This window comes from Engelhardtia mirabilis (assembly GCF_007748095.1).
In the GTDB taxonomy this organism is placed as follows: domain Bacteria; phylum Planctomycetota; class UBA1135; order UBA1135.
In genome coordinates this window covers 6,400,545-6,412,268 of record NZ_CP036287.1, presented here as the reverse complement: position 1 = coordinate 6,412,268, position 11,724 = coordinate 6,400,545, and the positions used below count along the sequence as shown (strand labels likewise).

The following is an 11,724-nucleotide window of genomic DNA, read 5'->3' as shown; positions in this document are numbered from 1 at the left end:
ACTCTCCCAGGGCGCCCGCCCCCCCCCTCAACGGGCGCACCGTCGAGCCTGCCATGGATCTTCATCTCGGAGACCGCGCTGCCCGCGGCCCGCTGTTCTCGCGTGCGATCGTTGCGGCCCTGGCTGCCATGATCGCGATCGCTGCCCCGGCGGCGGCGATGCTCACCCTGGCCGAGCCCGCGGCGGCCGCAACCTGCGCGGTCCGACCGGCGACGTCGACGCCGATCAGGGCCATTGGTGCTGGCCAAGAACCGGACTTGGCCGCGTTGATCTCGACCCTCGAGCTCGAGCGCGACCGGACCCCCGTGGCGGTCTTCGAGGCCCTGGGCGCGAGTGGCGCGCCCGAGGCGCTCGAGGCCCTGCTCGATGCCCTCGACGAGGGTGGGCTCCGCTCGCTGTTGGCCCGCGCCCGGGCCCTGCGCGAGCTGCCCGACTTCGTCGACAGGGGCGAGCTGGAGAAGTTCGCCTTCGTCGGCATGCTCGACGTGGCGACCCAGGCGGAGGAGCGCGCCCTGCGGCTCGAGGCCGTCGAGGCCCTGGGGCTGGGCGGGCCGCGCGGGCGCCAGTACCTGGCGATCGTGGTCGACTACGCCGACGACCCGGTCGTTCGCAATCGAGCCTTCGACCTGCACGCGGCCACGCGCGACGGCGACTCGGGGCCCTGGTACCGGGAGCTCTACGACCCGCCGGCCAAGCGCCGAATGGTCTCGCCCAAGCCGGAGGAGGGCGAGGTCCAGCAGGTCACCGACGACCTGCGCCTGCGCGCCTTCCGCGCCCTCGAGGAGGAGCTCACGGACGACGAGTTGATCGACGCCATGACGGACAAGCTGGCGCCGATCCGCGCGCGCGCCCTGGCCCTTCTGGCCGAGCGCGGTCACGAGCGCGCCGTGCCCATGGCCACCGAACGATGGGCGCGCGACGCCAGCTCCCGCGAGGAGCGTCTGGTGGCGGCCGGGATCTTCGCCCGCGCCGGTGGTGACGAGGCCTGCGCCGAGTTGGTGGAGATGGGCTGCCGGCCGCAGACCTCCTGGGACGGGCGTCTGGCCCTGGCCGAGGCCGTCGCCGCCAACGGCTCGCCGATCCTGATCAACCGGCTCTACAAGGCGTTCGGTCGCGGCGAGGTGGCGGAGCAGCTGTTCAGCCTGCAGACCCTGGTCTTGACCCCGAGCGACAAGTTGGTGAGCGAGCTCCGCAAGCTGCTCAAGTCCGATTCGGCGACCCTGCGTCGCGAGACCGTGCGCGTCTTGGCGGAGCGCGGGGGTGAGGACGCCTTCGATCAACTCCAATCGGCCTTCAAACGCGCCGAGAACCTGGGCGAGCGGGCGGAGGTGCTGCGCGCCATGGATGCGGCGGCGGTGGACGAGGGCGCTTGGCTCGAAGAGCTGCGCGAGCTGACCAAGGACGAGAGCCCCGAGGTGCGCGGCGCCGCGCTGGAGGCCCTGTTGAGGCGCGATCCGGAGGGCAACCGCGACCTGCTCGAATCGGCGCTGGTGTCGAGCGACTGGTCCCTGGCGCGCATTGCCCTCGCGACTCTCGAAGAGCGGCGCCAGGTGGCGGACGTGGGCCTGTTGGTGGACGTCCTGCCCCAGCTCTCCGGCCGTGGCCTGCGCGAGACGGTGGGCCTGCTCTGGCGGCTGACCGGCGAGGACTTCCGCCTGCGCACGGAGATCTGGCGCAAGTGGTGGGACGACAACCGCGCGGATCTGACCGTGCTCGACGAGCGCGACTCGATCCTGCTCGAAGCGGAGGCGAGGCACCGCGCCGACACCGCCGACACCGCGGCCACCTTCTTCGGCGTGCGCGTGGACACGGCGCGGGTGATCTTCGTGATCGACACCTCGGGCTCCATGGCCGAGCCCACCAGCTGGGCGGCCGACAACCCGGTCAGCGGCTCCGACAATCGCGGCTACGGCGACGGTCGCCGGATGGACATCGCCAAGATCGAGCTCAAGCGCTGCCTCGAGCGCCTGGAGCCCGGCAGCCTGTTCAACATCGTGTCCTTCTCGGACGTGGTGCGGCCCTGGTCCAAGGACCTGTTGCGCGGCCAGAAGGCGGGGGTGGACAAGGCCTTCCGCTACGTCGATCGCCTCGAGGCCAACGGGGGCACGAACATCTACGGCGCCATGAAGACCGCCTTCGAGGACGTCGACGTGGACACGATTTTCCTGCTCTCCGACGGCGAACCCAGCGCGGGCGAGATCCGCGACCCGGGGCGGATTCGCCAGGAGATCCAGCGCTGGAACGACCAGCGCCGGATCCGGATCCACTGCATCGCGGTGGGTGGTCAGTTGGAGCTGCTGCGGAATCTCGCGGCGGACTCGGGCGGCGAGTACCAGCAGGTGCGCTGAGGGACGGTCGGCGGGAGGACGATCGGCGGGAGGTCGGTCGGCGGGAGGTCGATCGGCAGGACGGCGAGGTCGAGCGCTCACTCTCGGCAGGCCCCATTAACCACCGCGGTCCCCCGCCCACCCTGGGGACGGTCAGGACCGGGTTCGGTTTCACCTGAACCCTCAGATTCCGCCGGACTCCCTGCCGAAGACCCCGAACGCTATCGTTGCGGCCCTCGGGCTGCCCGCCTGCCCAGCTGCCCCGCTCGCCCTTGAACGCCTCCGCCCGGATCCTCTTGAGCCTCGCGGTCGCTGGCTTCCTGCTGGCGATCCTGATGTGGTGGGGTGGCGTCTCGCCCGGCGAGCTGATGGCGGCGGTGGGCGAGTTGCCCCTCTCGACCTACCTCTTGGCCCTCGCGGTCCACGTGGGCATCTACCTCCTGCGCTCGGCGCGCTTCCTGGCGCTCATGCCGCGGGCGGAGCGCCCGAGCTTCGCCGCGGTCCTGGCCGCCTCGGCCTCCCACAACCTGGCGGCCTACGTGCTGCCGGCCAAGACCGGCGAGGCCAGCCTGATCGTGTACCTGCGCTCCCACGGCGGCGTCGGCGCGGCGGCGGGGCTGGCGACGCTCCTGGTCTCGCGCCTGCTCGACCTGGCGACCCTGTGCGCGATCGTGGCCGCGGCGGCCCTGTTCCTGCGGGCGGAGGTCGCTCCCGACTTCAGGCCGCTGGTCGTGCCCCTCGCCGCGGGCCTCTTCGCCGCGGCGGTCCTGCTGTCGATCGTCTGCGCCCGTCCGGAGCTGCTCTCGGCCGGCGCCGCCGCCGTCGCGCGCCGCCTGGGCCTGGGCCGCATGCGCCTGGGAGCCGCGGCCCTGGCCAAGGTCGAGACGGTCAGCGCCGCCCTGCGCGCCGCGGCCGCCAGGCGCAAGCTCGTCGTCGCCCTGGGCCTGAGCCTGGGCCTGTGGGCGATGGTCTTCCTCTTCTACGCGGTCCTGGCCCGCGGCGCCGGCCTGGGCGCCGACCTCTCCTACGTGCGGGCGACCTTCGGAGCCAGCCTGGCCGTGCTGTTCAACCTGCTGCCGATCAACGGCTTCGCCGGCTTCGGCACCCAGGAGGCCGGTTGGAAGGTGGGCTTCATGCTGATCGGCGTGGAGGGCGGCCTGGCCCTGTCGACCGGTTTCGCGGTGCACCTGGTCCAGCTCGCCAACGTGGCCCTGCTGGGTCTGCTCGGCCACCTGGCCATGGGGATCCTGCCGGCCGCCGCCCCGGCCTCCGACGCGGATTAGACTTCAGGGCTCGCCGGGCCCTTCGCCGGCCCCCTCGCCGCCACCCGCCCACGCCCCCGTGTCCAGCACTGCCCAAGCCCCCGCGACCTCCGAGGCCAACGCCCGGGCGCAGATCGAGCTCCACAAGGAGCTCGCCCCGCGCTACGCGTACCGCTACTCCTTCGAGTTCTCGCGCCTGTTCCAGCAGGACTGGCACGCGGAGATGATCGGCCACGTGCCCCCCGGCTCGAAGCGCATCCTCGACCTGGGCTGCGGCACCGGCTTCTTCCTGGCCGAGCTCGAGCAGCACCACCCGGGCTCCGTCGGCCTCGACATCAGCCACGCGATGCTGAAGGTCTCCGACCAGTACGTGCCCGACGCGCGCCTGGTCACCGGCGACGCGGAGAAGCTGCCCTTCAAGCCGGGCGTGTTCGACGTGGTCTTCTGCAAGGGCAGCCTGCACCACACCCGCGACCACGTGGCCTTCCTGACCCACTGCCGCAAGGCCCTGCGGCCGGGCGGCGTGCTGATCATGAGCGAGCCCTGCAACGACAACCCGATCATCCGCCTGGCGCGCGCGATCCTCTACAGGAAGAGCCAGCACTTCGACGTCGGCGACCAGGGCTTCACCAAGAAGGGCATCGTCTCGCTCTGCGAGCAGGCCGGCTTCAAGGTCACCAAGGTCAAGAAGTACGGGATCCTGGCCTACACCTTCGCCGGCTTCCCCGACCACCTGGGCTTCCTGCGCTTCATCCCCGGCAACGCGCTGATCACGCGGGGCTTCATCGCCTTGGACCGTCTGATCTGCGCCACACCCGGCCTGTCGATCTTCGGGTTCCACGTGGTGGTGGTGGGCGAGCCTGGTCCGTCCGCTGCCGAGGCAGAAGTTACGAGCTAGTGGGTTAAGTCAAATACTCGACTCATGAGTGTCGAGTTTCGGGCAAGTCGGGCTCGGCCGTGCCGATGGTTGCATCATGACGACCAAGACGGGACGGCCGAAGGCGAAGCTCGTGTTGTCCGAGCAGGAGCGCGCGGAGTTGAAGCGGCTGGTTCGGCGTCGCTCGACGCCTGCGGCAGTGGCGGAGCGGGCGGGCGCCATCCTTCGCTGTGCGAAGGGGCTGGGCAACACCGATGTCGCCGCTGAGTTGGGGCTGCACTTTCAGACCGTTGGTCGCTGGCGTCGCCGATTCGTGAAGGAGCGTCTGGACGCGCTGTACGACGAGCCTCGGATCGGACGGCCGAGGAGCGTCTCAGATGACGATGTCGCCCGCGTCGTGGACATGACGCTCCACCGTAAACCGAAAACCGGGACCCACTGGAGCTCCCGCCAAGTCGCGAACGAGCTCGGATTGTCTCAGAGCGCTGTGGCGCGGATCTGGAAGGCCTTCAGCCTTCGTCCAGACCGCAGCGAGTCCTTCTCCTTGTCCCGCGACCCTCAGTTCGTCGAGAAGGTCCGGGACATCGTGGGCCTGTACATGAGCCCTCCGGACAATGCGCTCGTGCTCTGCGTCGACGAGAAGTCCCAGATGCAGGCACTGGATCGCACTCAGCCCCTGCTGCCGATGACGCCGACGCACCCGGAGCGACGCTCGAATACCTACGTGCGCCACGGGACGACGTCGCTGTTCGCAGCGCTCGACATCGCCACGGGGCGAGTCATCGGCAAGTGCTTCCGTCGACACAGGTCGAAGGAGTTCCTGAAGTTCCTGGGCGAGATCGAGCAGTCCGTGCCCAAGGAGCTGGACGTCCACCTCGTGATGGACAACTACGCCACGCACAAGACGCCAGCCGTGAAGCGGTGGCTGCTACGCCGACCCCGATTTCACGTGCACTTCACGCCGACGACGTCGTCCTGGCTCAACCTCGTCGAGAGCTGGTTCTCGATCGTCTCCCGGCGAGTGACTGAGCGCGGCGTCCATCGAAGTACGGCTGCGCTCGAGAAGGACGTGAGGGCGTTCATCGATGCCCACAACGACGAGCCGAAGCCGTACGTCTGGACCAAGACCGCAGACCAGATCCTCGCCAGCCTCCGCCGCTACTGCGACACAGCGAACGCCACTCGTTCCCGGCAAACAAATGAGTCGAAGCTTTGACTCACCCCACTAGGTCCCTGGCGCCGAAGTTCGTCGATGAGGCGGATGGAGCGGCCAGCATTCGAGCCCGTGGGCTCCAGGCGGGGCGAGGCATCGATCGTCGTGCCTGGATTCAGGCGATTGACGCGGTAATACGGGGGGGGGTACTGTCCATCGTCGTCATTTCAGCTCACCACAGCCCGACTACTCGAATGCTCAACGCTATCGCCCTCTCCATGACATTGACGATCCTGGAGGCGGGTCCGGGAGCGAGACGTACGACATCACGATGGCTGCCGAGGAGGTTGCAAGTGGCTCCTTCGCGCTCGAGCTGGCCTGCAATTCTCAGTGGGTGTCAACCGTCACGATCGACACCTCCTGCGAGCCTTCTGGGCACTACGCGGAGAATGCTGCTGCGTCGTGCGCCGATTGCCCGCCTACTCCGCAGTAGGTTGAGCTGGCGATCGCATTGAATCGGGAAGCTCTCAGCTGAAAGCGAGGACTAGAGTTGTGAATCGGCCGCTTACCAAGTTTGCAGTCTACGTCGCGGGTTCGGCCGTGATCGCGGCAACGGTTGGCCTCCTGTGGAGGGGGTGGGGGAGGCCGGCAGTACCCGAAACCGAGTCGATCGCGATTCGATCCGAGCCTCGGGCTGCTGTGGCCATCTCACCCATCGGGGACCTCCCGGCCCGCATTCAAGTCGATGGCGATTCCAATGGAGTCGAGGATGACGCTGCAGCGCTGATCCCCTGGGTTCCTGACGCCACCAGCATTCGCGTTGCCGGGCGGTCGGGCCCCGAAGTGATGGCTGATTGGCATGGAGACGATTGGCCCTACCTCGAACCGCTGCTGCTCGGTGACGACGAGTGGGATTGGGTCTACACCGAAAGCGACAAGTTGGGCGATGTTGACGCATGCCTTGCCTCGTTGCCTGATCTCGCGGTGGAGTGGTTGGATCTGGTCGACCTCCCGCAGCGTCTCCTGCGTGGATTGCCCGGGACGCCGAGAAGCACGGGGACGTCGCCGGAGGAGGTGATTGCGGCGGTCGCCAGCTCTGCTGTTCACAACCCCGATGGGCGCGAATTCGATCGCGAGTCTGCCGAGTGGGCATCCACGGGCGAGTGGCTTGTCCACGAGCTTCAGGAGCTGAGGTCGCGCACACTCGATCTCCAGGCGGTCGTGCGGGCCGGGCTTGCATCGAATCTCAGCGGAGTGAACCGATTTAGCCGGCCTCGACGAGGATATTTGTTCTTCGGTCCGGTGCGGGCCATCCGCGACCCGAACGCCGGCGAACCGCCCAGGCTCTTGAGCCCCCATGAGCTTTCCGTCGTATTCGGCGGTTCCGGGTCGTGCAGCCTTCTCATGGGGGTCTACACCATCGATTGGCGCGAAGATCCGTCGGTCGGACCGAAGATCGACGAGCTTGTGCGCTATCGCGAGGACCTGAGGATTCGAATCTCGGCGCGAGTCGCTCATCTGCCGTGACAGCGACCCTCGGCCGGGCGGCGTGCTGATCATGAGCGAGCCCGGCAACGAGAACCCGATCATCGGCATGGCGCAGGCGCTGCTCTACTAGAAGAGCCAGCACTTCGACGTCGGCGACCAGGGCTTCACCAAGAAGGGCATCGTCTCGCTCTGCGAGCAGGCCGGCTTCAAGGTCACCAAGGTCAAGAAGTACGGGATCCTGGCCTACACCTTCGTCGGCTTCCCCGACCACCTGGGCTTCCTGCGCTTCATCCCCGGCAACGCGTTGATCACCAAGGCCTTCATCGGCCTGGACCGTCTGATCTGCGCCACGCCCGGCCTGTCGATCTTCGGCTTCCACGTGGTCGTGTTGGGCGAGCCGAAGTAGTCTCGAGCGACGCGAGCCTCGGCGCCCATTGAGCGCGGGCGCCGACTCGTCCTAATGGCGTCCGATCGACAATGAGATGCAGCTTCACCCGATGGGCGATAGCCGTGGTCCTGCTCGCTGCGCTGACCATCGCGGTACGCACTTGGCTCGGCGCCACGCCGGTCGTCGACGGCGCCCTCTGGCCGACCGGCGGTGAGGCGGACGCTCGCGCAGTCGGCCAGCTGGACGAGGCTCTCGTCACGCTGACCGAGCCGGCACTGCCGCCGGTTCAGGATCCGCCTGTTCGCGCGCCGACGGAGCGCTGGGGTGATCGCACTTCCAAAGTCATCGGGCTGCCGTCCGATCCGATCATCGAGGGCGTGCCCCTCTTGCGGCCGGATCCGAACGACCTCGCGGACAAGTACCGCGGTCTCTCGCCACTCGAGCTGCAAAGCGCCTACGAGGCCGTTTCGAACGCCTACGAGATCGAGGTCGAGTCGGAATTCGAGCGACTGGAGTCGAACGGGCTCGCCCGGGTCGTGCCCATGCCGGTGTACGACGGCGATCAGGAGTACCTGCGCGGCCTGCCGATCACGGCCAATCGCTATCGGGAGCGAATCGTGCGCTGCTGGCAGAGCACCGAGGACCGGAACAAGCTCGTGGAGCTGGTGATCGACCCCGCGGAGCGGCCGGAGATCTACGACCTCGAGTTCGAGAAGAACTGGCTGATGGGCCAGCTCCTGACCCAATCGACCGACGGCGCGATCGTCATCGCCGGTCATTGACGATCGCGCGCGAGTCGCGCGCGGGGACCATCTAGCAACAGGGGCGAAGGGGGAGCCGTGGCCCCCCCCTTTCAGGCGCTACTCGACCTGCAGCTCGATGTCGTCGAGGCCCAGGCTGCCCGCCGTGCTGCCGTGGCTCGGGCCGAACAGGAACTCGAGGCGCTCGATCTGGCCCAGGTCCAGCTCCGGCTCGGCGACGGCGAAGCCGCGCAGCCCCAGGCGCACGGACTCGAAGTCGTTGATCCAGCCCACGCCGCTGCCGCAGCCGCTGCGCTGGTAGGGCTCCTCGATGCCGGCCAGGAGCGCATCGACGCGCAGGGTGCTCGTGTGGCCGGCGGTGTCGACCAGGCGCACTTCGAAGACCTCGTCGGCCAAGAGCGCCGTGGTCAGCGGGTCGCGGGTGCGCTGGGCCGTGCGGAAGGTCAGCCAGCGGTGCCCGCTCCAGTCGCGCTGGGCGGCGGGCAGGTCGTAGACCAGGCTGTAGTCGGCGAGCCCGTCGAAGCGCAGCACCGCCCCGGCCTCCTTGTCGGCCGGCTGGCCGTAGGTCATGCCGTTCATGATGTCGAGCGGGTCGTAGGTCAGGCTCGTGGTGTCGTCCTGCAGCCGGCTCTGCTCCCACTCGACCAGGTCCGTCGTGACCAGCGCGCCGCCGACGGTCGTGAACGGGTCCGCGTCGCCCTGGAAGTCGTCGATCACGAGCTTCCCGGTCTCGGCGCCCTCGGTCCACTGGATGTTGGCCACGATGCAGGGGTTGTCGGGCTTGCTCTGCGGGTGCAGGTCCTCGTACTGGCGCCACAGCCAGTCCTTGGCCGCCGGGTTGCCACGCACGTGGAACTCGACCAGGGGCAGCAGGTAGCCGCGCATGATGCGGTGCGTCTCGGGCCGGCCGATCTGACAGGGGCCGTTGACGAAGGCGCTGCCGCCGCCGTTGTGGAACCAGCCGTGGCCCACGCCGTAGAGACTGATCGCGGCGCGCTCGTTCTCGGCGCGGCCGTAGAGCTGGAAGGACTGGGTCGCGTCGGCGACCACGCAGCCCGACACGTCCGAGTCCCCGGCGCCGACCCAGAGGTGGTAGTCGACCGCGTGGGGCGCGGAGTTGCCCTTACCGAAGAACACGGTCGGCGCGATGCTCGACAGGAGCGTGATGTCGCCGATCGAGAAGTTCGTCGGCACGTAGACGCCGTCGAACAGCTTGTCGTAGGCGCGCACGATGCCCTCGCCGCCGCGGCTGTGGCCGATCCAGGTCGTGCGCGACTTGTCGAGCTTGCCGACCAGCGCCCCGCCCGCGATGGTCGCGAGGTTGCCGTAGAAGTAGTCGGTGTTGGTCAGGGTCGTGGTCGAGGCGGTGCCGATGCCCGGGCCGGTGTTGTTCTCGTGGGACATCACCACGTAGCCGTAGGAGGCCAGGTGGTTGCCGATGTGGTCGTACCACTGGTAGTTGTGCCCGTTGCCGTGGCTGACGATGACCACCGGCACGTTGTCGAGCTCGGCGATGTTGGTGGGATAGAACAGGTTCTGCCCCAGCCACTGGCCGCCCGAGTAGAGGATCTCGGTCACCGCAAAGGGCCCCGGCAGGGACGGGTCGCGCGCGACGAAGAAGCCCGCGCCGTCGTAGCCGTCGATCAGGTCGCCGTTGGAGAGCTGGCCGTCGCCGTCCAGGTCGATCACCAGGTCGTAGCCGACGCCCAGGCTCGCGCCGGCGTCGCCCGAGAGGGTGCCCGCGTCGACGGTGAAGCGGTTCTGGGTGATGGCGCCGCCGGGGAAGGCGATCGCGTCGGGGCCGTCGCCGGAGAGGTCCACCAACGCGGGGTTGGCGTTCCATTGGGCGCGGGTGCGGTCGGCGGTGACGTAGGCCGTGCCCGATTGGCCCGCGAGGAAGCCGCTCTGGCCCGGGTCGACCGCGAACTCGAGCGGGTCGCCCTCGCGCACCGTCGTGATCCAGTCGAAGTGGGGCAGGGCCGGACGCGACACGCCCACCAACTCGTCCGCCACCGGGGCGAGGTCGACGGTCAGGGTCACGTCGGCGCTGCCCGAGAAATCCAGGGGTGCCGAACCGGTCGGATCGGCGAGCACGCCGACCAGGTAGAAGGTCACGCCGTCGAGGGCCGGGTCGCTCGGCAGGACCAGGCTGAAGCCGAAGCTGCCCGAGCCGTCGGTCGGGCCGTCGCCGACGAACGCGAAGGCGGGCGTGAGCCCGATCGGAATGCTCTGGCCGAACAGGTCCACGGGGCCGGGGCTCACGTCCACGCCGACCAGGGCCACCTGGCCTGGCGCGCCGGTGAGCTCGATCGCGAGGCTCGACCCGAGCTGCGCGACGGTCGACGTGCGCCCGTCGAGGGTCAGGTCGGAGGCCTGGGCGGTCAGGGCCAGACCGGCCAGGGCGGCGGTCGCGAGGACGCAGGGCGAGGCGGCGGGGAGGTGACGCATGGTCGGATCGTTCGTGCTGGAGTCGAGGCCGCCGGCGGTCGGCGGCGTGGGCCCATGCGCGGCGCGCCGGGCGGGGTTTTCGGCGGGCGCAGGCCCGCATCGGTGATCCACTTGCGCGGCCAGTGCCCACGGATCGTCAGCCGTCGATGCCCCGTGATCCCGATCCCCGCAGCCGGGGGTCCGCGCCGCGCGTGCGGCGGATCGGGTCGCGCAGCTCCGCCCGCCGGCCAGGGGCGGCCACAGGTCGGGTCGAAGCGCCCCGGGAATGCAGCGGGGCCCGGCCTTCGGTGGAAGGCGCGGGCCCCGCTCGCTCGATGACTCCGGCCGCCGGCGAGCTCGCCGGCGACCGGGGCGGACCTGGCGTCCGCCCTTTGGCAGTCGCCTTACTGGAACGTGATCCGCTGGGCCCGCAGGCCGCTGATCAGGTCGGCCTCGTCGGGCGCGTAGCGCTCGACCAGGTAGCTGGCGAAGCGGTGCAGCTCGTAGCCGTCGGCGACCTGGATCGGGTCGGCCACGGGCACGCTCTGACCGGTCAGGCCGGAGTCCAGGGCGATCTCGAGCTGGCGCTGGGCGTCGGCCGCGGTGACCTGCTCGGGCAGGGCCGGCGAGCCCAGGAAGATCGGCGAGCTCGCCAGGTCGACCTCACCGGGCACGACCACCACCAGGTAGCCCGATTGCTCCCCGGTGTTGATGCGCTCGGCGGTCTCCGCGCCCACGTAGAGCACGTTCTCGAGGGACTGACGCGGCCGCAGCAGGGTCGGGTCACCGCTGAGGACCAGCAGCATGCCCTTCGTGTAGCTGGGCTGCTCGGCCCGCATGTAGTGGGTCAGGGGCGTCAGCACCTCGAAGGGCTGGGCCTCGATCAGCCGGATCGGCGCCTCTTGCGGGGCGCTGACCAGGGGCTCTTGGGTCGGGTTGTTGGTGTCGCTGTTGTAGGCGATGACCCCGCCACCCAGGAGGGCGGCGGCGGCCACGGCTGCGACGATGGATCGATTACGCATGGTGTTGGCTCGGGTCCTG

Annotated in this window: 8 protein-coding genes; 6 read left to right on the top strand and 2 right to left on the bottom strand. The window is 69.3% G+C overall.

The genetic code is table 11. The features are described from left to right. The first annotated feature begins 53 nt into the window (after positions 1 to 53). The 6 genes from Pla133_RS23625 (at position 54) to Pla133_RS23600 (ending at position 8,277) form a co-directional block, all read left to right on the top strand. Positions 54 to 2,348 (top strand): VWA domain-containing protein, encoded by a 2,295-nt coding sequence (locus Pla133_RS23625; RefSeq protein ID WP_145069933.1) that lies wholly within the window; start codon positions 54 to 56, stop codon positions 2,346 to 2,348. 251 nt (positions 2,349 to 2,599) lie between these two features. Further along, positions 2,600 to 3,610: a lysylphosphatidylglycerol synthase transmembrane domain-containing protein gene (locus Pla133_RS23620; RefSeq protein WP_145069930.1), complete on the top strand. Its 1,011-nt coding sequence runs from the start codon at positions 2,600 to 2,602 to the stop codon at positions 3,608 to 3,610. Positions 3,611 to 3,668: 58 nt separating this feature from the next. Continuing rightward, positions 3,669 to 4,487, top strand: coding sequence for a class I SAM-dependent methyltransferase (locus Pla133_RS23615; RefSeq protein ID WP_145069928.1), 819 nt, complete (start codon positions 3,669 to 3,671; stop codon positions 4,485 to 4,487). A gap of 76 nt (positions 4,488 to 4,563) precedes the next feature. Beyond that, positions 4,564 to 5,682, top strand: coding sequence for an IS630 family transposase (locus tag Pla133_RS23610; RefSeq protein ID WP_145069926.1), 1,119 nt, complete (start codon positions 4,564 to 4,566; stop codon positions 5,680 to 5,682). A 636-nt stretch (positions 5,683 to 6,318) separates the two neighbouring features. Continuing rightward, on the top strand, positions 6,319 to 7,146 hold the full coding sequence (locus Pla133_RS23605; RefSeq protein ID WP_145069924.1) for a hypothetical protein: 828 nt from the start codon (positions 6,319 to 6,321) through the stop codon (positions 7,144 to 7,146). Positions 7,147 to 7,617: 471 nt separating this feature from the next. Further along, positions 7,618 to 8,277 carry a hypothetical protein gene (locus Pla133_RS23600; RefSeq protein WP_145069922.1) on the top strand — a complete coding sequence of 220 codons (660 nt, stop codon included), beginning with the start codon at positions 7,618 to 7,620 and terminating at the stop codon, positions 8,275 to 8,277. Between the two features lie 78 nt (positions 8,278 to 8,355). On the opposite strand, the gene Pla133_RS23595 is transcribed toward Pla133_RS23600, so the two are convergent. Together Pla133_RS23595 and Pla133_RS23590 are read right to left on the bottom strand one after the other, a co-directional pair. Continuing rightward, entirely contained in the window at positions 8,356 to 10,704 is a 2,349-nt protein-coding gene (locus Pla133_RS23595) for a poly(ethylene terephthalate) hydrolase family protein (protein WP_145069920.1), read from the bottom strand. Between the two features lie 383 nt (positions 10,705 to 11,087). Then, positions 11,088 to 11,705, bottom strand: a complete 618-nt coding sequence (locus tag Pla133_RS23590; RefSeq protein WP_145069918.1) for a hypothetical protein — start codon at positions 11,703 to 11,705, stop codon at positions 11,088 to 11,090. Positions 11,706 to 11,724: the final 19 nt, after the last annotated feature.

Bases quoted from the DNA above. Each gene is read 5' to 3' on its own strand.
- Pla133_RS23625 (WP_145069933.1), top strand. From the start codon at position 54: ATGGATCTTCATCTCGGAGACCGCGCTGCCCGCGGCCCGCTGTTCTCG.
- Pla133_RS23595 (WP_145069920.1), bottom strand. From the start codon at position 10,704: ATGCGTCACCTCCCCGCCGCCTCGCCCTGCGTCCTCGCGACCGCCGCC.
- Pla133_RS23590 (WP_145069918.1), bottom strand. From the start codon at position 11,705: ATGCGTAATCGATCCATCGTCGCAGCCGTGGCCGCCGCCGCCCTCCTG.
- Pla133_RS23610 (WP_145069926.1), top strand. From the start codon at position 4,564: ATGACGACCAAGACGGGACGGCCGAAGGCGAAGCTCGTGTTGTCCGAG.